This is a genomic window from Rahnella sp. P4_A8 (assembly GCF_056402435.1).
Window position 1 is genome coordinate 43,486 of record NZ_JBFUHK010000006.1, and the last position, 24,557, is coordinate 68,042.

Sequence of the window (24,557 nt, forward strand, 5' to 3'; positions counted from 1 at the left end):
CGCAAAATACCCCAAAATAGCGCAATTGCACGCTGGTGGTGCAGGTGATTTAGCGTACTGATGTTGTCTGTTTTTCCGGCATAAGCCGGGTTGCGGGCGGACATGGATTGAAACCAATATGTTAAGCAGTTTTTAAACTCTGGCGCATTTATTGCTTGTTATTACGGGCTTATTACCCGCCAGAGGTTTTCTGATGGAACTGAAGTGGTTTGAAGATTTTCTCAGTGTGTCTCAGTGCTATAGCTTTACGCGAGCCGCCAGTGAAAGAAACATCACCCAGTCCGCGCTGAGCCGACGAATTAAGCAACTGGAAGAATGGCTTGGCGTGCCGCTTTTTGACCGAAAAACCTACCCGATACGCCTGACGCCGGAAGGCCAGGACTTCCTGCATACTGCGGCAGATCTGGTGTTTTCCATGACACAACTGCGCAGCGACCTGCGTGAGCGCCATGCGCAGAAGCACGCCATCGTGCATTTTGCCGCGCTCAATACGCTCTCCCTGACCTTTTTCCCCGACTGGATCAACCAGATCGACCCGTCGCATCAGTACGGCTACATTCGTTTGTGCGATCAGCAGCCGTCATTCAGCGGCAATATTTCCCTGCTGCTGGATGGCGAAACGGATTTTCTGCTGACCTACGCCCATGATTCCGTTCCGCTGATGAAACAGCTCGAACGCTTTCCCTATATCGAACTGGGAAAAGAGAATGCGCTGGCCGTCTGTGCACCAGACGATGACGGCAAGCCCCTGTTCCCGCTAAGCCCCTTTGGCGGCACCCGCGTCCAGCTTCCTTATCTCAGTTACGGCAATCGGTCCTTTTTTGCCCACGCGCTGAGTGCCCTGTTTGCGTCGCGCCCGCTGCCGCTGAAGCCGGTGTATGAAAATCCGATGTGCAGCGGCCTGAAAGCGATGACCATTTCCGGCTGCGGCGTGTCGTGGTTGCCCACCAGCCTGATCTGCGAGGAACTGGCGAACGGCTCGCTTATCCGCGCCGGAGAACGAAGCTGGGATATTCAGGCCAGCATCCGTCTTTACCGGCTGGAAAAATTTCGTACACCACAGGCTGAACGGCTGTGGAATAAAGCCAGCCAGTTGCACCAGACCCGCGCCGTCGCCTGACCGGTTCCGGCGGTAAAAATGTTCCCTTTCCACGCCTGGCTCCCGCGTGAGGCTCCCCGCAACCTGTAATTTCTCCTTTCTATTCAGAGAGTCACGCTGACTATTCTGTTTTCGCATATCTCAAAATATCTATGCGGTTTTGGAATGGGTCAGCTGAAAGACTCATTGGATCTTTGCCTTTTCTGCACACATTCTGAACAGGTTCCTCCGACACACTGACCTCATAAAACCGTAGCCACTGGCACAAGGAGTCTCCGTTGAATAACGCATCTGCGCAGAATAAAGAAACCGTCTGGAGCCTGGTCGACGCCAAAAAAGCCCTGTTCACCGCCCTGAGCGATCGCGTCTGGGGTATGCCGGAAATTTGCTATACCGAATACCGTTCCGTCGCTGAGCACACGGCGATGCTGAAAGAACAGGGTTTTCGCGTCACGGAAAACGTCGCTGACATTCCGACGGCCGTGATGGGCGAAGCCGGTGAAGGCGGCCCGATCATCGCCATTCTGGGCGAATACGATGCGCTGCCGGGGCTGAGCCAGGTAGCAGGAATTGCCCGCCCTGAACCTTTACCGGGCAACGGTCAGGGGCATGGCTGCGGGCACAATCTGCTGGGTTCTGCCGCCATGCTGGCAGCTACGGCGCTGAAAGACTGGCTGGCACAAACCGGCACACCGGGGCGCGTGCGCTATTACGGCTGTCCGGCGGAAGAAGGGGGCGCCGCCAAATCCTTTATGGCGCGCGCCGGGGCGTTTGACGGCGTGGATATCGCCATCACCTGGCACCCGAATGCCTTTACTGAAGTTGCCCGCGCCGAATCGCTGGCCAATACCCGCATGGATTTCGTCTTCCATGGCCGCTCCTCGCACGCCGCCGCCTCGCCGCATCTTGGACGCAGTGCGCTGGACGCCGTTGAACTGATGAACGTCGGCGTTAACTACCTGCGCGAACACGTACCGCAGGATTCCCGCATTCACTATGCGATGCTCGATTCCGGCGGCATCGCGCCGAACGTGGTGCAGGCGCGTGCCGCCGTGCGTTATGCCATCCGTTCACGCGACGTACATGCCATGTTTGAACTCAACGAGCGCGTGAAAAAAGTCGCGCAGGGCGCGGCGCTGATGACCGAAACCACCGTCGATATCAGCATCATGAGCGCCGTGGCCAACCTGCTGGGCAACCGCCCGCTGGAAGAAGCCATGCAGCGTAACTTCGAACTGCTCGGTCCGCTGGAATTCGACGCGGCTGACAAAGCCTTTGCCGCTGAAATTCAGGCCACGCTCAGCCCGCAGGATTTGCAAAGCGCCTACCGCCGCATCGGCCTCAAAAAACCGCAGGACGCCTCACCGTTATGTGAATTCATTGTCCCGCTGGAAACCTCCGGCGAACTGATGCTGGGTTCAACGGACGTCGGTGATATCAGCTGGAAAATGCCGACCGTGCAGGCGCATGTCCCGACTTACGCCATCGGGACACCGGGTCACTCGTGGCAGCTCACCGCGCAGGGGAAAATGCCTGCCGCGCATAAAGGGCTGGCTTACGTCGCCAAAATCATGGCCGCCACCGCCATCGACACCCTGACCGACAGCGCACTGATGGCAGCCGCCAAACAGGCGCATCAGGAACTGACCGCTGAAACCCCTTATGTGTGCCCGATCCCGCCGGAAGTCAAACCGCCGGTTCAGCCACGTCCTGAATAAAAGTTTGAAGCACCCTCTCTGATGACAGGGAGTGGGTCTGCTCCTCCCCCTGCGAAGGGGGAGGCCGGGAGGGGGTTTAGCAGGCAACTCCGGTGATGCCATTAATACCCCACCCCAACCCTCTCCTTCGCAGGGGAGGGAGCCGATCGAGTCTTTGCTCCTCCCCCTGCGAAGGGGGAGGCCGGGAGGGGGTTTAGCAGGCAACTCCGGCGACGCCATTAATACCCCACCCCAACCCTCCCCTTCGCAGGGGAGGGAGTTGACCGAATACGCCTTCTCTTTCTGCGAAAGGGGCTGACAGAGATTCACTATTTTACGCTCGTTTTTTTTAATCAAAGGAACCCGATTTATGCTCAACACCAGAACAAAAATCCTCGCCACAATGATTGGTCTCACATGGGGAAGTACGGCTGCACAGGCCGCGACGCCTGCGGATTCGCTGGTGATGGCATGGAATATTGACGCAATCAGCACCTTTGACCCGGCGCAGATTGGCGAAGTGGTCACTAATGAAATCATCAAAAACACCTGCGACACGCTGGTGGATTTCGATCCGAAAGACGAATCCCGCGTTATTCCGCGCCTGGCAAAAAGCTGGGATATCGCGCCTGATCGCAAACAAATCACCTTCCATCTCAATACCGGCATGACGTTCCCGTCCGGCAATAAAGCCACAGCGAAAGACGTCGCCTGGTCGTTGCAGCGCGTGGTGCTGCTCGGTTTCGGCAATTCCGCCACCCTGACTGAATATGGCTTTACCAAAGATAACGTCAAAGAACGCATTACCGCGCCCGACGACAACACGCTGGTGATGAAATTCGACCAGCCGTACCCGACCAATCTGGTCTTACAGGCTATCGCCGCCAATAACGTGTCGACCACGCTGGATCAGGCGCTGGTGGAGAAAAATGCCGTTGGCGACGACATGGGCAACAAATACCTGACCACGCACACCGCCTGCGTCGGTGCCTATCAGCTGATGCGCTGGAATGCCGGTGAAGGCGTGGTGTTGCAGGCGAATAAAGATTACTGGGGCGAGAAACCGAAACTGCAACGCATCCTGATCCGCCACGTTGCGGAAACCGGCACGCAGCGCCTGTTGCTGACACAGGGGGATGTGGATATCGCCCGTGACCTGGCGCCGGACGATTTACGTGATCTGGACAAAGGCGGTCAGGTGAAGGTGGAGAAAGTCCTCAAGCCGCAATTGTTCTTCTGGACCTTTAACAGCGAAGACCCGATTTTCAAAAACCCGAAAGTGCGCCTCGCGATGCGTTATCTGATTGATTATCAGGGGCTGGCTTCCACCGTGATGCCGTATCTCGGTGTGCCGCGCGCCAGTTTCGCCCAGCTCGGCGCCTTTGGTGCGCTGGATAAAGATGCCGGACAGCCGTTCAAACTGGATCTGGCGAAAGCCAAACAGTTGCTGACCGAAGCCGGTTATCCCGACGGTTTCTCCGCCAAACTGATCATCGGCACCCTGCCGCACTCGGCGCCTATCGCCCAGAGCACGCAGGAAAATGCCTCGAAAATCGGCGTAAAACTCTCCATCGAAAGCATGGCCAATGCCCAGTTATTCAGCCGCGTGCGCGGGCGTGAATTCCAGAGCGCCATGATGGCATGGCAGACCTCGGTGCCGGATGCGCACGGTAACGCCTCGCGTCTGGTCTACAACCCGGACAACAGCAAAGAAGCCAAGAAAACCCAGTATCCGAGCTGGCGTGCTTCGTATTTCGATCCGGCGATGAATAAAAAAGTCACCGAAGCGCTGCTCGAACCCGATGAGCAAAAACGTATTGCCCTCTATCACACCTTGCAGGAAGAGCAGATGCAGCAAGGCCCGATGGCGATCATGTTCCAGATGTACAACACCGCCGGGCTGACCAGACAGGTCAAAGACTGGACGTGGAACGGCTTCCGCGTTTATTACGCACTGGCATCCAAATAAGCCTTCCATAAAAAACCAAGGAGCGCCCGATGTCGCACCTCGATTCGACCACAGCAGGCATAGCGCATGCTGAACCTCTCTGGCTGCGGCTGCGCGAAAGCGCCGCCCGGCTGAGTAAATTGCTGGTTTCCGTGTTCTGCACGTTACTGGGGCTGGCGGCGCTGACCTTTTTTATCGGGCGCTTGCTGCCGATTGACCCTGTGGTATCAGTGCTCGGCGATAACGCCAGTCAGGAAGCCTATCAGAAGATGTATCACCTGCTCGGGCTGGACAAACCGCTGTGGGAACAGTTTCTGATCTACCTGAAAAACGTCGCGATGCTGGATTTCGGTAACGCACTGACCACCGGCAATCCGGTCACCACCGACATTGCCCGCGTGTTTCCGGCCACGCTGGAACTGGCGACGCTGGCGGCACTGATCGCCACCTGTCTGGGCATTCCGGCAGGCGTGTTATCGGCAATGTACCGCAATACCTGGTTTGATCACTGCATCCGCTTTATCGGCCTGCTCGGCCATTCTGCGCCGAATTTCTGGCTGGGTCTGATGGGGCTGGTATTGTTTTACGCCGGACTCGGCTGGATCGGCGGGCCGGGGCGTATCGACTTTATGTATGAATTCGACGTGCAGAAAGTCACCGGATTTTATCTCATCGACACCGCACTGACCGGAAACTGGGAGGCGTTTCGCAACGTTTTCAGCCACCTGATTTTACCGGCATCGATTCTTGGCCTCAGCGGGCTGTCGTACATCAGCCGCATGACCCGCAGCTTTATGATTGAACAACTCGGACAGGAATATGTGATCACCGCCCGGGTGAAAGGGTTGTCATGGGCACGCAGTGTGTGGATCCACGCCTTTCGTAATGTGGCGGTGCAGGTGGTGACGGTCGTCGCGCTGTCTTACGCCTTTTTACTCGAAGGCGCGGTGCTGACCGAAACGGTATTCGCCTGGCCGGGTTTTGGCCGCTATCTCACCAACGCCATGCTGGCGGGCGACATGAACGCCGTGGTGGGTTGCTCGTTACTGATCGGCGTGATTTTTGTGGCGCTGAACCTTATCTGCGACCTGCTTTACCGCATCTTTGATCCGCGAACCCGTCAGGAGCAATCATGACCGACTCCGCTAAACCTCATCTCACTGCGCGCCCGGCGTTTTCCCTGCGGGCATGGCTCGACGCGCCGGTTCCGGCCACACCGTGGCAGGCGCGTGTGCAGCAAAGCCTGAATCAGTGGCGGCGCTTTCGCCGGAATACGTCGGCGCTGTTCGGGCTGATCGTCATCCTGTTTATCGTCACAGTGGCGATTTTCGCGCCGTGGCTGGCGACACACGATATTTACGCGCAAAACCTGCACCTGCGGCTGGCACCGCCGGACCGGGAATACTGGCTGGGGACCGACGAACTCGGACGCGATATTTACAGCCGCCTGATTTATGGCGCGCGTATCACGCTCTACATCACCGGCCTGACGGCGCTGATTGTCGGTCCGCTCGGATTACTGGTCGGCACGCTGGCGGGCACGGTTGGCGGCTGGACGGACACCATTCTGATGCGCATCGTCGATATCTTTCTGGCGTTCCCGAGCCTGATTCTGGCGCTGGGTTTTGTCGCCGCACTCGGCCCGGGTATCGAGAATGCGATTATCGCGATTTCACTTTCTGCCTGGCCGCCGATTGCCCGTCTGGCACGCGCCGAAGCCTTGTCTATCCGCAAAATGGATTACGTCGCCGCCGTGCGTTTGCAGGGTGCATCGCAGATGCGCATCATCCTGCGCCACATCATTCCGATGTGTCTGCCTTCGGTGGTGGTGCGCCTGACGCTGAATATGGCGGGGATTATCCTGACCGCCTCCGGCCTCGGATTTCTCGGCCTCGGGGCACAGGCACCCAGTCCGGAATGGGGCGCGATGCTCTCTTCCGGCCGCCAGTTCATGATGACTCACTGGACGATTGCCGCCATTCCCGGCCTGTCGATTCTTTTCACCAGCCTGGCGTTCAACCTGTTCGGTGACGGCCTGCGCGACGTACTGGATCTGCGCCATGACTGAAACATTGCTTGATGTGCAAAACCTGAACATTACGTTCAAAGGCCACCGGCAGGAAAACCACGCGGTGCGCGGTATCTCCTTCTCAGTTGGCCGTGAAAAAGTGGCGATTGTCGGCGAATCCGGTTCCGGTAAATCGCTCACCGGCCGTTCACTGCTGAAACTGACGCCGCAGGGTGCCAGCGTCAGCGCCGACCGCATGCAGTTTGGCGATATCGACCTGCTCAGTACCGGCGAGCGCCAGATGCGCAAAATCCGCGGCAAACGGATTTCCATGATTATGCAGGACCCGAAATTCTCGCTGAATCCGCTGATGCGCGTCGGTCATCAGATTAATGAGGCATACCGCATTCACTTTCATGTCAGTGAAAAAGAAGCCCGCGTGAAAGCACTGGCGATGCTGGAAGCGGTGAATATCCGCGATCCGGAACGGGTGTTTGACCTGTATCCGCACGAGATTTCCGGCGGCATGGGGCAGCGCATCATGATCGCCATGATGCTGATCCCTGAACCCGATTTGATTATCGCCGACGAACCCACGTCGGCGCTGGACGTCACGGTGCGTCAGCAGGTGCTGAGCGTACTGGACGCGTTGCTGGCACGGCGCAAAACCGGCCTGCTGTTTATTACTCACGATCTCGGGCTGGTGTCGAGTTTCTGCGACCGCGCACTGGTGATGTACGCCGGACGTATTCTCGAAGAAATTTCGGCAGATCAGCTGCATAACGCCAGACATCCTTACACCCGCGCCCTGCTCGCCAGTCAGCCGGATTTACAGCATCCGGTGGACATGCTCGCTATTCCGGCACGCGACCCGGCGTGGCTGACCGGCCCGGTATACCGCTACGGAGAAGCCTGCTGATGACCACTTTCATGAATCCCACGCCGCCGCTGACCGCTGACCGGATGCTCGAAACCGTCGATCTGAGCATCGCTTTCGGCAAAGGCACTCACAGCAAAACCGTGGTCGATAGCGTCACAATGCACATCGCCAGAGGCGAAAGTTACGGGCTGATTGGCGAGTCCGGCTGCGGAAAATCGACCATTCTGCGCACGCTGACCGGCCAGAACACCCGTTACAGCGGCGCGATTTTGTATCAGAACCGCGAACAACATCCGGTGCGCAATAAAGACTATTACCGGCAGGTACAAATGGTGTTTCAGGATCCGTATGCCTCGCTGCATCCGCGCAAAATGGTCTACCACACGCTGCTGGAACCGCTGGTGATCCACGGCATGGACCGGCGGGAGGCACGCATCAGCGACGTGCTGAATGCGCTTGGCCTGAGCGATGCCTTTCGTTACCGCTATCCGCATCAGCTTTCGGGCGGTCAGCGCCAGCGTGTGGCACTGGCACGGGCGCTGATCATTGAACCGCAGGTGCTGCTGCTCGACGAACCTACGTCCGCACTGGATGTGTCAGTGCAGGCGGAAATCCTCAATCTGCTGAAAAAACTGCGCCGCGAACGCAACCTGACCTATCTGATGGTGACGCATGATCTGGCGGTGGTCGCGCACCTGTGCGACCGCGTCGCCATCATGCATCAGGGAAAACTGCTGGAAGAACTGACCGCCGCCGAAATCCGCAGCGGCGCGGCCCGCGAGCCGTATACCCAACAATTTCTTGCTGCCAGCCGCCACTGAAGCCGTTGAAGGAAACATCATGAATGTGATTGAAGCCATTGCCCGCTGGTGTTGCAGCCAGCCTGATTTCAGCACCACCGCGCGCCGCAAAGCCCGGGAAGCGATCACCGATACGCTGGCCTGCCTGTACGCCGGACAGGATGATTTCTCCAGTCGTGCCGTGCGTGCCGCCAGCGAAAGCTATTTTACCCCGCAAGCCCGTTGCCGTTTAGCCGGTGGCGGACGCGCACCTGCGGCCATCGCCGCGATGGTCAACGGCACGGCCGCGCACGCCATCGATTATGACGACAACTTCGCGCCGGGCATGAGCCATGCGTCTGCGGTGCTGGTTCCGGCGCTGCTGGCGGTCGCTGATGATATCCATGCCAGTGGCGAACAACTGGTGAAAGCCTATCTGATCGGTTTGCAGGCGCAGGCGTTTGTCGGTTCCGGCGTCGCACCATCACATTACACCGCCGGCTGGCACGGCACCTCGACCGTCGGCTGCATCGGCAGCGCGGCAGGTGTCGCCTGGCTGATGGGATTAGATCAGGCAGGTATCGCCAGAGCGTTAAGCAATGCCGTCAGTTTTGCCTCCGGCACCAAAGGTCAGTTCGGCACGCCGATCAAACCGCTGCACGCAGGATGGGCTGCCCGTAATGCAGTTGACGCGGCGAATTTTGCCCGGCAACACATGCAGGGACGCATTGATATTCTGGACGCGCCGCAGGGCTTTCTGGAAATGTTTGGCGGCCTGACGCCGCCGGGCTGGAATATTCCGGCTATTTTGGGCACCCATTTTCACGTCATAGAAACCACCGGCGTGATGCCCAAACGTCACCCGTGCTGCGGCTCGACGCACATGATTATCGACGCCCTGGACGACCTGCGTGCGCAGCATGATTTCAGTGATGATGACGTGCTGACCGTTGATACGCTGGTTGGCATCGCCAATCTGCGCAATCTGGCGTATCCGCTGCCGGTCAATGAAATGCAGGCGCGCTTTTCGATGCAATACTGCGTCGATACCTGGCTGCGCAACGGCTCGCTGAGCGTCGCTGATTTCACGCCAGCGCGGGTCGCAGAACTCACTGAACCGGCTCGTCTGGCGCGCATATCCCTGCGCTGCTATACGCCGGAACAGGAAGCAGAAACACCGCCGGGCGATCGCCTGACACATGAAGTAACGCTTACCCTGCGCGATGGCCGCACGTTACAGGCAGGCCGCAAACTGGCGAAAGGCAGCAACAGCGAGCCGTTCAGTGACGCCGACAGACTGCGAAAATTCACTGATTGTTGCACCACGATGAGCAACGCCAGCGACCTTTTTCGTCAGCTCAACCGGCTTGAGGAGCAGGAGGATTTAGGTTTTTTAGCCCCGTTGTTGGGTGAATCTTTGCGGGACGGTGCGCAGGGTTGATTGCAGGAAAAACGGCGTGCCGGACATTTTTACGTGATGCCTCGCAGGAATGAAAATCCCGCGAAAATGCCCCTTTCTTACGTATGTGACAACGTCTATTCTCGCGGCTCAGGGAACTCAAGAAAGGCGATCTCAGTTACCTGAGGGTGCATAAATTTCCGCTGGAAAAGCAGCAGGCTTTGCTGGGTTATTGCTGGCGTGAAGAGAAAATTGAACTGTATCTTCTGAGCCTGGATTCGCATGAGAATTTCTATCAGGATCATAAAAATCACCGCAAAGGCGATTTGAAGATGATGAAGTAAAAAGCAATGCATTTGCATTGGCAATGCAAATGCATTACGCTGACAAAATTGCTCAAATAAGCATCATTATGGAGTCTCATTATGTCAGCCTCGGCACTATGGGGAATAAAATTCGAAGCCGAATCCAAAGTCACCCGCCGCTTCCAGACCACCATTCCGGCCACTATCCGTAAGGCATTAAATCTCACCGAAAATGATCGGATCCAGTACAAGATTTTGCCAGACGGGCAGGTGGTTATTTCGAGGCAACTCGAAGAAGCGGAAGACCCTGTTATCAGTGCTTTTCTCGGTTTTGTGGCAAAAGATATGCTCAATAACCCGGAAAATATGCAGCCGGTAACATTATCCCTGCATGAAAAAATCAATGTACTGACCGCCGGGATGGCTATCGATCTTGAGAGCCCGCTTTCTGACGATGACGAGTAAAGGATTATGCACAATCAGGCCATGGAGATTAACGGATGGACCCTTCTCGCTCATCCTCTGATCCTGCAACAAATACAGGCACTCACTGATCAGGTTGTTTTACTGCGCCGCAAAGATCCGGCAGGCTATAAAAGTAAGAACGCCACCAAACGGCTGGCTGCGATCAATAAGCTGATGTTTGACGTTATCCCGCAGGATCCGGCGCGTGTTGAATTCCGTCAGGGCGATACGTTAGGCGGGGAATTCTCACACTGGTTCAGGGCAAAATTCTTCCAGCAGTACCGTTTGTTTTTCCGCTACAATCTGAAAAGCCGGATCATTATTTACGCCTGGGTGAATGATGATAAAGAATTACGCGCCTACGAAAGCAAAACAGACGCATACCGGATGTTTCGCAAGATGTTGAAAAGCGGTGAACCGCCAGACAACTGGCAGGCACTTTGCGAGGCGTCAGGGAAGGTAGCGGCGGAAGAATTACCTTAGTCTCCCTCATACACGCCACAAAGCAAAAAGCCCGCAACCAGAAGGCCGCGGGCTTTTTACAGACGAAAAAAAACCTGCTTTAAAAAGCAGGTTTTTCAAATATGGTCGGCGAGAGAGGATTCGAACCTCCGACCCACTGGTCCCAAACCAGTTGCGCTACCAAGCTGCGCTACTCGCCGAATGGGGCGCATCTTACTGCGACCCCCTCAGAGCGTCAACGGCTTTTTATAACATCCGAACTGACTGCCCATAAATTATCCGATACGCCGCCAAAATAACCTACAGCTTCTGTTCTGTCTGCGGTTTTGCACACCAGTTATTCGCCGGATTAATACCACCGTCCGGCGACGTATAACCCAGACAGCCTAAAATCGAATCGAATAACTCAACGTGACGTTTCTTCGCACCGACCCGCTGCTGCGCCTGCAACTGCTCAAACGCCAGCTTGTGATCCGGTTGTTCGAGGAAACTGTCAGAAGCCCACACCATCATCGGCACGCGGAACTGCTCCGGTGGTGCCATCTCGCGCGGCGTACCGTGCAGATGCGAGTTCTCATCGATAGATTCGCCGTGATCGGAAGCGTAAAACACCAGCGCTTTCTTATCACGCAGTTGATCAATTACGCTGTCAATAAAAGTATCGGTGTACAACACGCTGTTATCGAAGGCATTAATCAGTTCCGCTTTGGTGCAGGTGTTGCTCTTACATTCCGGGGTATAGCGGGCATAACTGCGCGGATAACGCTGGGAATACAGATAGTGCGAGCCTTTGGTATGCAGGATCACCAGATGCTTGCCTTTCGGATGTGTTTTCAGTGATTGCTCTAACTCATTGACCAGCAACATGTCATCGACCGGCTTGCCATCGTTGCGTTTTTCCGAGGCGATAATTTCACGGAAGGAGAAATTATTGGTGTCAGCATTATTGTAGAACCACAGCTCGCTTTGCATCGCGAACAGCTCTGAGGTGAAGCCCAGTGATTTCATCACCGCAAAAATATTCTGTTCTTTCAGCGTACGCTGCGGATTATCCGCCGTGCCGCCTTCACGCACGAACATACAACGCAGTGACAACTTGGTGGCCGTATCGCAGGATGTCCCGCGAAACGCCACCAGGTTCTTCTCTTTGGACAGGCGCGGTGTGGTATCCCGCTCGTAGCCCAAAATCCCCATATGATCCCAGCGGGTGGTTTCACCTATGATAAACACCACGTAGGTATCGTCGATGTCAGCAGGTGCAACGTAAGTGAAGTTCTTCGCCGGATCAAAGTAATTACCGGCATCCTGACTTTCATCCACCTGCGTATAGGCATACAAACCCAGTGCAGCCAGCCAGTTAGACGGCAGATAGGAGTGCGCGACAACACCGCCGTAGCTTGGCAAATCGACGTTAGTTTTCTTCTCATTCACACTCTGCGCGTGATCCAGGGAACGCAGCGGCAACCACACCAGCAATGCCGCCGCCAGCAGCACCGCTAAAGGCAGCACACGCTGCCCCGGCGTTTTCATTTGTTCGATCAACGTCAGACGCAGATTATTTTTCCAGATGAGGAACAGCGGTACCGCGCTGACCAGCGCCATCCAGATAAACAGGTGATAACCAACGATCTCTTTGCTCAGATCGATATCGGTGGTCATCACCGACACCACGATGCCGTAGCCGATCACCACGTTGAACATCACCATGTAATAACTGGCGGCAACGGAAATCAGCACCAGCAAACTGGCGATAATGCGGAAGAACAGCCGCCCGCCCAGCGAGAGCAAGCGCAGAACAAAGAAGGTAAATAAGACGATGGCACAGACTTCGGTGACGGCCTGAACCAGTTCAGCCGACGTGAAATGATTGACCAATGCAGCAAAGCGGCGCTGGAACACAGAGACATTCAGAAAAATGCCAATGTAAATCGCTAACAATAAAGAGATATTTTGCTGCGATAGAGTCTTCACTCTATTCATGAAAAGTGACTTTCCTAACGTATTTTGAAAGATTTGGAATCATTGTGACATGTTTATGGCGGACTGGTTCACAGATTATGCTGAGAATGCGGTTTTATGCAGCTTTCTGGATTATTCCGCATGCGCAGCGACGTCGTATTTTCTTTCCGAATATTTTCTGTTGGTCTGTGGATACGCGCTGGCAATGCAAAAAGGAGGCCGAAGCCTCCTGAGATTTTTTGCTTTTATACATCACAACATTCCCCTGGTGAAGGCGTTGTGTATCAGAACATTATTTAACGTTCAGCGTGACGTCGATATTGCCACGGGTCGCGTTGGAGTACGGGCAAACCTGATGCGCTTTTGCCACCAGCGCTTCGGCTTCGCTGCGTTCAAAGCCCGGCAGGGTAATATCCAGCTGTACTTCGATGCCATAGCCGCCCGGGATAGCACCAATGCCTACCGCACCTTCGATTTTAGCGTCAGCAGGGATCTTAATTTTTTCCTGCGCGGCCACGGCTTTCAGTGCGCCGAGGAAACACGCGGAATAACCGGCGGCAAACAGTTGCTCAGGGTTGGTACCGCCACCCATACCGCCCATCTCTTTTGGTACGCCCAGTTTGACGTCAAGAACGCCGTCATCGGAAGTCGCACGGCCATCACGGCCACCGGTAGCGGATGCATGAGCACGATACACAACTTTTTCAATAGACATATTTCGTTCCTTATCTGTGATAAATACTTATTAGTTTCAAACGATTTAATCGCACACTACTTAATTAACTTTACCTAACGACCCGCAGAAGCACCTTCGGACTCGTCTGGTTAACACTCTTAAGACAATCAGCGCTACGCTTTATCCTGAAGTTTAGCCCGTAATACTTCGAGCTGCTGTTTCAGCGCCACGAGTTCGCCGATATCACATTCCGTCGCACACACAATGGCTTCGGGAATGTCCTGTGCTTTTTCACGTAGTGCCTTACCCGCATCAGTCAGGGAAATAATCACCTGGCGTTCATCTGCTTTGGCGCGCTGACGCACCAGTAAACCTGCCGCTTCAAGACGCTTTAACAGCGGCGTTAAGGTCGCCGAATCCAGAAACAGTTTTTCGCCGATTTCAGACACCGTGACTTCATCACGTTGCCACAGCACCAGCATCACCAGATATTGCGGATAAGTGAGCCCGAGTTCCCCGAGTAACTTACGGTAAACTTTATGCAGTGCCAGATTCGCAGAGTAAAGCGCGAAACACATCTGTTGATCCAGATGCAGCATGCGGTGTTGTGTTGGGTCGCTGTCTGTTTTCATGTTCATGCCGCCAATATATATAGTGCGCGATATTATCGCAAGCTATTTCCGTGAAAAAAATCAGCAGAAATCAGAAACCTTCAATTCGCTGCAACATATACGGATAAAACGGATTGGATGAAACCCGCATCAGTTGATCCATGCTCACCACCAGCGCGCCATTTTCTCCACGGGCAGCCAGTGTTCCCAGCCGGATGCCAAACTGCGCCGGACCTTGCGGATTGCGCCCGTACAGCGAATCGTCCGTCGGAAAAGGCAGCGAAACATGCGACAGCGAATAGAATTCCGACGGATAATTCAGGCCGAGTGGCGTAACTGACGTGCTGTTTTGCCCCGCCGCAGTGGTTTTCGCGACAGCGGCGGCATCGTCCGGCGAGGCATTGGTGATAACCGTCGTCTGATAAGCGCGCGGGGGCTCAGGCAACAGGCGCTCTGCTGCTGTTTCAGAGGAAGGACGCAGCAGCGGGCCGACATAGGCACTGCGGTTGATATCAAACAGAACCAGCTGGCTGCCATTGGCGGGAAGCTGATTAAACAACGCCGTCACCACGGCACGGGAACTGACGGTGGAGTCAACAACCGACTGAAACGCCAGCAGCGGTGGCAACTGCGCCAGCTTGCCGGATTGCGCATCCTTGCTGATCTGCTGCTGCAAAACATGGGTGAGCAGATAGGACTGACGGGCGGCTTTCACCGGAAAAGAATTGTATTTAAACGGATTAAATTCCGGCATCAGGTTCAGCCAGGCGGTTTTGGCAAAGGCCGGGAAAATTGCCGGCCAGCCCGCATATCCGGCAAAGCGCGCAAAACTGGTCACGCCAATCATCGGGGAAATCAGCACCACACGCGAAGGCTTCGCCAGCGCAGGGTCATCAAGGGAATCCAGCGTGTATTTCATCGCCAGCGCCCCGCCGTTGGAGAAACCCACCAGTTGCAGCGGTACATCTGTCCCGGCTGCGCGACGCGCCTCACGTACCGCCAGCCGCGTTGCCGCCAGCCACTGTTCCCAGTCCACCCGCGTCAGGCCGCCGGGCACGGTGCCATGACCGGGCAGGCGGATACCGACAACCACAAATCCGCGGCGACGATAATCCTGCGCAATATGCCGCAGGCTGTAAGGGGAATCGGTCAGACCGTGTAACAGCACCACTGCACCGGCTGGCTTACCGTCGGGCATCAGCTCATAAGAGCGGTTCCAGTCCTGTGCAAAATGCTCGGGATAAATCGGGCTCCGATCGTAATAGCGGTTAAGCGGAATACGATCTTCTCTGTCGAGTTTGTCCGTCACCTGCTGCTTCACTTCAACAAACGCCTGCTGCTCCGCGCGCAGATACGCCGGCCAGTCGCTCTTATCCAGTTGCTCCGTACTCAGTTCGTCCGGCACCAGTTTGTGCCACGGTTCAAGCGGCGGCCCTTGTAAGGCGTCATAAGTACGCACAGCCAAAAGCGTGATAATCACCAGAACCAGCGCCAGTAACAGCTTTTTCAGGCGTTCAGAGAGATGACGAAGTTGCATTAAATAGGGGTTTCCTCTGGCCAATGCTGAGCGCTATGCACCAGCCTGATGATTTGAATTTCGGTGTCAGTCACGCGATATACCATCCTGAAATGCTTACGGATAATACATTCTCTGGTTCCGGTAACGCGTCCTGCTGCATACATGTCGGGACTTAGTAAAATGCGCTCTGCTGCGGCATCAAAATCATCATCCAGCTCAATAGCGGCATGAGGATTCTCACCCGCGACATAACTGAATATATGCTCGCGATCATCCTGCGCGTGTGGTTTCCATACCAGCATTTTGGTCATTCGTTACTTTTCCTGTTCCTTAAGTAACGCGGCTTTCCGGGCTGCAAACTCAGCCTTCACTTGTTCGTGAGGAATGACGGGGCGCGGATCATCCAGTGATTCCTGAACCCGTTTCCTGAACCACAGATCATAGGTGGCTTCATCCATCGCGGCAGCTTCATGCGCCCTTTTTAGCGCTGCCGACCGGTCGGGGCGAGTTCCTTTACCGCTCCCTACAGGATCATAGTCGGTAATATCCACTTCGAACTGGTTTATGCCCATGTCTTTTAAATAAGCCGCCAGCGTGTCGAAACGCTTGAAAACCCGCACTTTACCGCTACGTTGTGCGATAAGGGTCCGCTGATGTTCGCCGTATCTGATCATTATTATCCATCCTCCCTGTTGTGCGACCACGCTGAGCTGGCTGACCGCGCCAGCTTCTGCCAGACAAATTAATGTTGAATGGTCGATAGTTTCTTTAGACATATCCCTGCCAGCCTTTCTGCAAATAATAATAAATCATCGGTTCATACAACTATATACCGATATCTCTACTGAGCCAGATTTATCTTTTTGATGCGAGCCATCGCGCAAATTTTCGCCCCATTTTTGTTCAGTTGCATTCCGTCCGTGGTGCAACAAATATACAGACCGGTCATACAACAAAACATAAACCCAACAATATCAATAGATAATGATGTGGCACAGGCTTTGCTTAGATGAATTCAATCTTGTATACCAGATGGGATTCACAATATGGCTTCAGCTTCAGAAACAGTCGCATCACCTTTTCGCGGTTTTACCTTGCGGGAATGGCAGCAGCATTACCGCAGTGCGCCCGACAGCCTGCGCACTACGCTTTCCCTGGTGTTGGGGAGCCTGAGTGACACAGACAATGCCTGGATTTATCTCGCCACGGCAGAACAGCTTGAAGCACAAATCACCCGTCTTGAAACCCTGCGCGATCAGGCTGAAGGCTCCCTGAGCGCCCTGCCGCTGTTTGGCGTGCCGTTCGCCGTCAAAGACAATATGGATATCGCTGGCTGGCCGACCACGGCGGCCTGCCCTGCGTTTGCTTATACCGCAGAAGCGGATGCCACCGTCATCGCCAATCTGAAAGCCAAAGGCGCGGTGGTGATTGGCAAAACTAATCTCGATCAGTTCGCCACCGGCCTGGTCGGCACCCGCTCGCCGTACGGCGCGGTGCGCAATACGTTCAATCCTGATTACGTCAGTGGCGGCTCAAGCTCGGGTTCGGCTTCCGTTCTGGCCCGCGGTCTGGTGGCGTTTTCGCTGGGCACCGACACCGCCGGTTCCGGTCGCGTTCCGGCGGGCTTTAACAATGTTGTCGGGCTGAAACCGACCAAAGGCTGGCTGTCGAATACCGGTGTGGTTCCGGCCTGTCGCCTCAACGATGCCGTCTCGATTTTCGCCCTGACCGTCGCCGATGCCCAAACCGTGGCCCATGCCGCAGGCGGATATGACGCCGCCGATGCCTATTCGCGTAAAAATCCGCATACCGCGCCGGTGGCTTTTTCCGCACAGCCGCGCATCGCCATGCCTGACCGTCTGGAATTTTTTGGGGACGATCTGGCACAGGCCGCTTTCAGTGAGGCGCTGGATCGCCTGCGCCACCATGGTGCCACGCTGGAAACGATTGATTTCACGCCGTTCCGCGAACTGGCTGAGCAGTTGTATTACGGCGCTTGGGTGGCAGAACGCACCGTGGCGGTCGGCGAAATTTTTGAAGAAAGCCCGGAAGCAATGGATCCGGTCGTACGCGGGATTGTCGCCAATGGCCTGAACTACACCGCCTGCGATGCCTGGCGCGCTGAATACTTACGGGCGGAGCTGGCACGCAAAATTAATCTGGCACTGGAAGGGTTTGACGCGCTGGTAGTGCCGACGTCGCCGACCATCCGCACCCAGGAAGAGCTGGTTCGGGAACCGGTGCTCTACAACTCGCAGTTCGGTATTTACACCAACTTCACTAATCTGGCGGATTTGTCGGCGCTGGCGCTGCCTTGCAGCCTGCGCGCCGACGGCCTGCCCGCCGGGATCACGCTGATCGCTCCGGCCTGGCATGACGACGCACTGGCCAGTTTTGGGCGTCAGTGGCAGCGCAGCCTGAGCCTGCCGCTTGGCGCGACCGGGCTTACGATGAAACCTGAAGAATTCATGACATCCGCGCCGGTCAGTGCCGCCAGCGTGCGCGTTGCCGTGGTCGGCGCTCATCTGACCGGCATGCCGCTGAATTTCCAGCTCACCAGCCGCCACGCGGTACGCGTCGAACAAACCACCACTGCTGCCACCTACAAACTCTTCGCCCTCGCCAACACTAAACCGCCGAAGCCGGGGCTGGTGCGGGCTGAGAGCGGCAGCGCAATTATCGTCGAATTGTGGGATATCCCGCTGGCGCGCTTTGGGGAATTCGTCGCTGAAATCCCGGCACCGCTGGGGATCGGTTCTCTCGAACTGGCCGATGGCCGCATCGTGAAAGGCTTTATCTGCGAGCCATGGGCGACTGGCGGAGCCACGGATATCACCGCGTTTGGCGGCTGGAGAAGTTACATCCAGAGTCTGAATTCATCACCGGTAAAAAGCTGAGGAACGCACATGTTTACCACCGTTTTAATTGCTAACCGTGGCGAAATCGCCTGCCGTGCGATCCGCACGCTGAAACGTCTGGGCGTCACCAGCGTCGCGGTATATTCCGACGCTGACCGCAATGCCCCGCACGTCACACAGGCGGATATCGCCATCGCGCTGGGCGGCGAAAAGGCCAGCGAAAGCTACCTGATGATCGACAAAATTCTGGCCGCCGCAAAAGAAACCGGCGCGCAGGCAATTTATCCGGGGTACGGCTTTTTATCCGAAAGCACAGAGTTCGCCGATGCCTGCGAAGCAGCGGGCATTGCGTTTATCGGCCCGACCGCCGGACAAATCCGCGAGTTTGGCCTCAAGCACCGCGCCCGCGAATTAGCCGGTGCCGCGAATGTGCCGATGACGCCGGGCACCGGTTTGCTCGACAGCATTGATGACGCGGTGAAAGCTGCCGCCGAAATTGGTTATCCCATCATGCTGAAAAGCACCGCAGGCGGCGGGGGCATTGGTCTGACGCGCTGTGATAACGAAGAGGCATTGCGTGCCGCATGGGATAGCGTGAAACGTCTCGGCGAGCAGTTTTTCCGTGATGCCGGTGTGTTTCTGGAACGCTTTGTCGATCGCGCCCGCCACGTTGAAGTGCAGATTTTCGGCGACGGTAAAGGCCGCGTGGTGGCCCTCGGCGAGCGTGACTGTTCGTTGCAACGCCGCAATCAGAAAGTGGTGGAAGAAACCCCTGCGCCGGATCTGCCGCAGGCCAGCCGCGAAGCATTGCATCGCGCCGCCGTGCAGCTCGGCAAATCGGTGAACTACCGCAGCGCCGGTACGGTTGAATTTATCTATGACGCCGCGCGCGACGAATTTTATTTTCTCGAAGTAAACACCCGTTTGCAGGTTGAGCATCCGGTCACCGAAATGGTCACCGGTCTGGACTTGATCGAATGCATGCTGAACGTCGCCGCCGGTGAATCGCCGGACTGGCCAGCAATGGAAAAAGCCCCGCAGGGCGCATCGATGGAAGTGCGTATTTACGCAGAAGATCCGCTGAAGAATTTCCAGCCAAGCCCCGGCGTGCTGACCGAAGTGTTTTTCCCCGAAGACGTCCGCGTCGATGGCTGGGTGTCTACCGGCAGTGAAGTGTCGGCGTTTTACGACCCGATGATCGCCAAGCTGATTGTGCATGGCACCGACCGGCAGGACGCACTGGCGAAAATGTCCGTCGCGCTGGCCGCCACCCGCCTGCACGGTATCGCTACCAACATTGATTATCTGCGTCAGGTCGTCGCCACGCCGGTGTTCCGCGACGCCAAAATGTGGACGCGCATGCTCGACAGTTTTGACTACTCGCCCAACGCCATCGAAGTGATCGCGCCCGGCACTTACAGCAGTGTGCAGGATTATCCGGGACGTCTCGGTTACTGGGATATCGGCGTGCCGCCGTCCGGCCCGATGGACGATTTTGCCTTCCGTCTCGCCAACCGCATTGTCGGCAATCATCCGGATGCCGCCGGTCTGGAATTCACGTTGCAGGGACCCACACTGCGTTTCCATTGCGACGCCGTTATCGCACTGACCGGCGCACGCTGCCCGGCAACGCTTGATGACGAAGCTGTTTCTTACTGGCAGCCGGTGGATGTGAAAGCCGGTCAGACACTGACACTTGGCCGCGCCACACAGGGTTGCCGCACCTATCTCGCCGTGCGTAACGGTTTCGACGTGCCGGTGTATCTCGGCAGCCGGTCGACCTTTGCACTCGGGCAGTTTGGCGGGCACGCCGGTCGCACGTTACGCGTCGCCGATATGCTGACTGTTTCACAGCCGGAACTCGCGGCCTGCACCACGCCCGCGCCGGTCGGTTTACCGCAGGCAGCCGAAAATATCGTGCCGCCTTACGGCGACATCTGGAATATCGGCGTGCTTTACGGGCCGCACGGTGCGCCGGATTTCTTCACCAAAGACGCCATCGATACGTTCTTCGCCGCAGAATGGCAGGTGCACTACAACTCCAACCGTCTCGGCGTGCGGCTGGTCGGTCCGAAACCGCAATGGGCGCGGCAGGACGGCGGCGAAGCCGGTCTGCATCCGTCGAATGTGCATGACTGCGAATACGCCATCGGCGCGATTAATTTCACCGGCGATTTCCCGGTGATTCTGACCCGCGACGGGCCAAGCCTCGGCGGTTTCGTCTGCCCGGTAACCATCGCCAAAGCCGAACTGTGGAAAGTCGGACAGGTGAAACCGGGCGATAAAATCCGTTTCCATCCGATCAGTTTTGAACAGGCGCAGGCGCTGGAACGGGCGCAACAAGGCACGCTCGATTCGCTGATGCCAGTCAACGCGATGGCGCTGCCGGTGCCATCCCTGCTGCCGGACACCACCGCATCCGCCACCATTCTTGCGGCATTACCGGCCACGGCAGAACGCCCTTCGGTGGAATACCGTCAGGCGGGCGACGGCTACGTGCTGATTGAGTACGGCGACAACGTGCTGGATCTGGCGTTACGCATGCGCATTTATCTGCTGATGAATGCCATCAAAGCCGCCGGTCAGCAGGGCATTGAGGAACTGTCACCGGGCGTGCGTTCGCTGCAAATCCGCTACGACAGCCGCGTGCTGCATCAGACGGCGCTGCTGCAACATTTACTGACGCTGGAAAACAGCCTGGCCGATATCAGCCAGCTCAAAATCCCGACCCGTATCGTGCACATGCCGATGGCGTTTGAAGATTCCGCCACGCTCGGCGCGGTCGAACGCTATCAGCAAACCGTGCGCGCAGAAGCACCGTGGCTGCCGAATAACGTCGATTTCATCCAGCGCACCAACGGGCTGGCGAGCCGTGAAGACGTGAAAAACATCATTTTCGACGCCAGCTATCTGATCCTCGGGCTGGGGGATGTGTATCTCGGCGCACCGTGCGCGGTGCCGGTCGATCCGCGCCATCGCCTGCTGAGCTCCAAATACAACCCGGCGCGCACGTTTACCGCCGAAGGCACGGTCGGTATCGGCGGCATGTACATGTGCATTTATGGCATGGATTCGCCGGGCGGCTATCAGCTGGTCGGGCGCACGCTGCCGATCTGGAACAAGTTCCTGAAAAACGAGCAGTTCAAAAACGGCGAGCCGTGGCTGCTGCACTTCTTCGATCAGGTGCGGTTCTATGAAGTCACCGAAGCCGAGCTGGACATTCAGCGCGAAGCCTTCCGCGAAGGACGGGCGCAAATCCGCATCGAAGAGACGGAATTTGATTTTGCGCACTATACGCAATTTCTCGCCGACAACGCCGCCGACATTGCTGATTTCCGCACCCGGCAAACCGACGCTTTTACCCGCGAAGTGGCGCACTGGCATGAGGCTGAAAGCGCCGCGGTGGAAGCAGCAGCCAATGCCGTGCAGTTAGAGGAAGACGACGCGGATCAGGACGGCCATTTAGTCAGCGCTGACCTTAACGGCAACGTCTGGAAAATCCTGGTACAGCCGGGCCAGCAGGTCGAAGAAGGCCAGCCGCTGATCGTCGTCGAAGCCATGAAAATGGAACTGTCGGTGAACGCGCCGTGCGCCGGTACCGTCCTGAAAATCAGTTGCCAGCAAGGCCGTCCGGTCGGGCCAGGTGATGCGTTGTTGTGGCTGGACACAGCCGTTTAAAACTATCGGGAATAACAGGGAATATTTCATGCAACTCACGGGACCTAAATCTTCACGCAGTAAAAGCCGCCCGGAAGGGCTGGCGGAACGCATTTATCAGCAGCTGAAAGACGACATTTTCAGCTTCCGCCTGCTGCCCGGTGACCGGTTCAGCGAAAACGACATCGCTGACCGCATGGAAGTCAGCCGCACACCGGTACGTCAGGCGCTGTTCTGGCTGGAACATGAAGGCTATGTCGAAGTGTTTTTCCGCAGTGGCTGGCAGGTTCGCCCGTTCGATTTCGACTTTTTCGAGCAGTTGTACGATCTGCGTATCGTGCTGGAACTGGAAGCAGTGAAACGTCTGTGTGCGTTGCCGCCAGCCGCTCAGCCCTTACAACTGGCTGAACTGAAAGCGTTCTGGATCGATCAGCCGCAACTGCAAGATGGTCAGGTGGTCTCGCGTTATGACGAGGAGTTTCACATGACGCTGGTGGCCGCGGCGGGTAATGCCGAAATGGCGCGAATCCACCGCGAGCTGACGGAGAAAATCCGCATCATCCGGCGGCTGGATTTCACCAAAGGTGAGCGGGTTAACGCCACCTATAAAGAACACGCGAGCATTTTGCTCGCCATCATCCAACAACAAACCGAGGAGGCACAGCACCAGTTACACGATCATATTGCCGTCAGTAAGGCCGAGGTACGCAAAATTACTCTGCACATGTTGCACCGGGCCCGGGCGGAGAGTGACGAGGGCAACCCGTCATGACTTTTTTAAATGTTTTTTCGACTTTCTACATACCAGCGTTCTCTTAACTTTTCTTCAGAGGGTACATCTATGCAACGTCGACGTTTTATTAAAGCCTTTGCTCTTTCCGCTACCGTAGTCAGCATGGGCTTAGCCTGGAGCGCGCAGGCAGCCGAGACCATCAAAGTCGGTATTATGCATTCGCTTTCCGGCACCATGGCCATTTCAGAAACTCCGCTGAAAGACATCGCGCTGATGACCATTGACGACATCAACGCCAAAGGTGGCGTGCTCGGCAAAAAGCTCGAGCCGGTGGTGGTCGATCCAGCCTCCAACTGGCCGCTGTTCGCTGAGAAAGCCCGCCAGTTGCTGACGCAGGATAAAGTCGCGGTGGTGTTTGGTTGCTGGACGTCGGTGTCGCGTAAATCTGTGCTGCCGGTGTTTGAAGAACTGAACGGCCTGCTGTTCTATCCGGTGCAGTACGAAGGCGAAGAAATGTCGCCAAACGTGTTCTACACCGGTGCCGCGCCTAACCAACAGGCGATCCCGGCGGTGGAATACCTGATGAGTGAAGACGGCGGTGCGGCCAAACGCTTCTTCCTGCTCGGCACCGATTATGTCTATCCGCGTACCACCAACAAAATTCTGCGCGCCTTCCTGCATTCCAAAGGCGTGAAAGACAGCGACATCGAAGAAGTCTATACGCCGTTCGGTTACAGCGATTATCAGACCATCGTTTCCAACATTAAGAAATTCTCCGCTGGCGGCAAAACTGCGGTGATCTCCACCATCAACGGCGATTCCAACGTGCCGTTCTACAAAGAGCTGGCGAATCAGGGCGTGAAAGCGACGGATGTGCCGGTGGTGGCGTTCTCGGTCGGTGAAGAAGAACTGCGCGGTATCGACACCAAACCGCTGGTCGGTGACCTTGCGGCGTGGAACTACTTCCAGTCGGTTGATAACCCGACCAACAAGAAATTCGTGGCTGAATGGAAGGCTTACGCGAAGGCGCACAAACTGCCAAACGCCGATAACGCGGTGACCAACGACCCGATGGAGGCGACCTATGTCGGCATCCATATGTGGGCGCAGGCGGTGGAAAAAGCCGGTACGACGGATGTGGATAAAGTCCGCGCCGCGATGGCCGGACAGACCTTCGCTGCACCGTCCGGCTTCACGCTGACCATGGATAAAACCAATCATCACCTGCACAAACCGGTAATGATCGGCGAAATCGAATCCAACGGTCAGTTCAACGTGGTCTGGCAGACCGACAAACCAATCCGCGCCCAGCCGTGGAGCCCGTACATCGCGGGTAACGATAAAAAGCCAGATACCCCGGTAAAAACGACTAACTGATTGCTTTAGCTCCTTCTTGCGAAGGGGAGGGCTGGGGTGGGGTATTAATGGCAACTGTGTTGTTTGCAAAACCCCCTCCCCGCCTCCCCCTTCGCAGGGGGAGGAGCAAACCAGCATCAACTTTA

The 24,557-nt window shown here is 56.3% G+C and carries 20 protein-coding genes, 1 tRNA gene and 1 pseudogene; 15 read left to right on the forward strand and 7 right to left on the reverse strand.

From position 1 onward, the window contains the following. Positions 1-193 precede the first annotated feature (193 nt). From AC1DUO_RS05065 to AC1DUO_RS05115, 11 genes and pseudogenes are all read left to right on the forward strand, one after another. Entirely contained in the window at positions 194-1,120 is a 927-nt protein-coding gene (locus tag AC1DUO_RS05065; protein ID WP_013573443.1) for a LysR family transcriptional regulator, read from the forward strand. A 257-nt stretch (positions 1,121-1,377) separates the two neighbouring features. Further along, complete coding sequence (locus AC1DUO_RS05070) at positions 1,378-2,817, forward strand: M20 family metallopeptidase (protein WP_013573442.1); 1,440 nt, start codon at positions 1,378-1,380, stop codon at positions 2,815-2,817. Between the two features lie 349 nt (positions 2,818-3,166). Next, entirely contained in the window at positions 3,167-4,765 is a 1,599-nt protein-coding gene (locus AC1DUO_RS05075; RefSeq protein ID WP_112151978.1) for an ABC transporter substrate-binding protein, read from the forward strand. Between the two features lie 29 nt (positions 4,766-4,794). Then, the gene (locus tag AC1DUO_RS05080) at positions 4,795-5,880 is read left to right on the forward strand and encodes an ABC transporter permease (RefSeq protein ID WP_119261074.1); all 1,086 of its coding nucleotides are present in this window, start codon (positions 4,795-4,797) and stop codon (positions 5,878-5,880) included. Beyond that, the gene (locus AC1DUO_RS05085; RefSeq protein WP_119261073.1) at positions 5,877-6,812 is read left to right on the forward strand and encodes an ABC transporter permease; all 936 of its coding nucleotides are present in this window, start codon (positions 5,877-5,879) and stop codon (positions 6,810-6,812) included. The genes AC1DUO_RS05080 and AC1DUO_RS05085 overlap by 4 nt, the downstream gene beginning before the upstream one ends. Continuing rightward, complete coding sequence (locus AC1DUO_RS05090; protein WP_014411456.1) at positions 6,805-7,671, forward strand: ABC transporter ATP-binding protein; 867 nt, start codon at positions 6,805-6,807, stop codon at positions 7,669-7,671. Before AC1DUO_RS05085 ends, AC1DUO_RS05090 begins: the two co-directional genes overlap by 8 nt. Further along, positions 7,671-8,453 carry an ABC transporter ATP-binding protein gene (locus tag AC1DUO_RS05095; RefSeq protein WP_014411455.1) on the forward strand — a complete coding sequence of 261 codons (783 nt, stop codon included), beginning with the start codon at positions 7,671-7,673 and terminating at the stop codon, positions 8,451-8,453. Before AC1DUO_RS05090 ends, AC1DUO_RS05095 begins: the two co-directional genes overlap by 1 nt. Positions 8,454-8,472: 19 nt before the next feature. Beyond that, positions 8,473-9,852 (forward strand): MmgE/PrpD family protein, encoded by a 1,380-nt coding sequence (locus AC1DUO_RS05100; protein ID WP_013573436.1) that lies wholly within the window; start codon positions 8,473-8,475, stop codon positions 9,850-9,852. 125 nt (positions 9,853-9,977) lie between these two features. Continuing rightward, positions 9,978-10,154, forward strand: a pseudogene (locus AC1DUO_RS05105) (type II toxin-antitoxin system RelE/ParE family toxin); the annotation flags it as partial. Positions 10,155-10,235: 81 nt separating this feature from the next. Next, positions 10,236-10,580: a type II toxin-antitoxin system PrlF family antitoxin gene (locus AC1DUO_RS05110; RefSeq protein ID WP_013573435.1), complete on the forward strand. Its 345-nt coding sequence runs from the start codon at positions 10,236-10,238 to the stop codon at positions 10,578-10,580. Between the two features lie 6 nt (positions 10,581-10,586). Beyond that, a complete protein-coding gene (locus AC1DUO_RS05115; protein WP_014411451.1) occupies positions 10,587-11,063 on the forward strand; it encodes a type II toxin-antitoxin system YhaV family toxin in 477 nt (158 codons plus the stop codon). Between the two features lie 102 nt (positions 11,064-11,165). Here the strand turns inward: AC1DUO_RS05115 and AC1DUO_RS05120 are convergent. The 7 genes from AC1DUO_RS05120 to relB form a co-directional block, all read right to left on the reverse strand. Beyond that, positions 11,166-11,242, reverse strand: a tRNA-Pro gene (locus AC1DUO_RS05120). A gap of 100 nt (positions 11,243-11,342) precedes the next feature. Then, positions 11,343-13,022, reverse strand: a complete 1,680-nt coding sequence (eptB, locus tag AC1DUO_RS05125) for a kdo(2)-lipid A phosphoethanolamine 7''-transferase (RefSeq protein WP_013573433.1) — start codon at positions 13,020-13,022, stop codon at positions 11,343-11,345. A 271-nt stretch (positions 13,023-13,293) separates the two neighbouring features. Continuing rightward, positions 13,294-13,716 (reverse strand): organic hydroperoxide resistance protein, encoded by a 423-nt coding sequence (locus tag AC1DUO_RS05130; RefSeq protein WP_013573432.1) that lies wholly within the window; start codon positions 13,714-13,716, stop codon positions 13,294-13,296. 134 nt (positions 13,717-13,850) lie between these two features. Then, a complete protein-coding gene (locus AC1DUO_RS05135; protein ID WP_013573431.1) occupies positions 13,851-14,309 on the reverse strand; it encodes a MarR family winged helix-turn-helix transcriptional regulator in 459 nt (152 codons plus the stop codon). Between the two features lie 70 nt (positions 14,310-14,379). Continuing rightward, positions 14,380-15,825, reverse strand: a complete 1,446-nt coding sequence (locus AC1DUO_RS05140; RefSeq protein ID WP_119261072.1) for an alpha/beta hydrolase — start codon at positions 15,823-15,825, stop codon at positions 14,380-14,382. Then, the gene (locus AC1DUO_RS05145; RefSeq protein WP_013573429.1) at positions 15,825-16,118 is read right to left on the reverse strand and encodes a type II toxin-antitoxin system RelE/ParE family toxin; all 294 of its coding nucleotides are present in this window, start codon (positions 16,116-16,118) and stop codon (positions 15,825-15,827) included. Before AC1DUO_RS05145 ends, AC1DUO_RS05140 begins: the two co-directional genes overlap by 1 nt. 3 nt (positions 16,119-16,121) lie before the next feature. Further along, entirely contained in the window at positions 16,122-16,583 is a 462-nt protein-coding gene (gene relB / locus AC1DUO_RS05150) for a type II toxin-antitoxin system RelB family antitoxin (protein WP_119261071.1), read from the reverse strand. A gap of 270 nt (positions 16,584-16,853) precedes the next feature. On the opposite strand from relB, the gene atzF reads away from it, so the two are divergent. From atzF to urtA, 4 genes are all read left to right on the forward strand, one after another. Beyond that, positions 16,854-18,704, forward strand: coding sequence for an allophanate hydrolase (atzF, locus tag AC1DUO_RS05155; protein WP_119261070.1), 1,851 nt, complete (start codon positions 16,854-16,856; stop codon positions 18,702-18,704). A gap of 9 nt (positions 18,705-18,713) precedes the next feature. Beyond that, complete coding sequence (gene uca, locus AC1DUO_RS05160; RefSeq protein WP_119261069.1) at positions 18,714-22,343, forward strand: urea carboxylase; 3,630 nt, start codon at positions 18,714-18,716, stop codon at positions 22,341-22,343. 28 nt (positions 22,344-22,371) lie between these two features. Next, positions 22,372-23,094 carry a GntR family transcriptional regulator gene (locus AC1DUO_RS05165; RefSeq protein ID WP_119261068.1) on the forward strand — a complete coding sequence of 241 codons (723 nt, stop codon included), beginning with the start codon at positions 22,372-22,374 and terminating at the stop codon, positions 23,092-23,094. A gap of 69 nt (positions 23,095-23,163) precedes the next feature. Further along, entirely contained in the window at positions 23,164-24,432 is a 1,269-nt protein-coding gene (gene urtA, locus AC1DUO_RS05170; protein WP_013573424.1) for an urea ABC transporter substrate-binding protein, read from the forward strand. Positions 24,433-24,557: the final 125 nt, after the last annotated feature.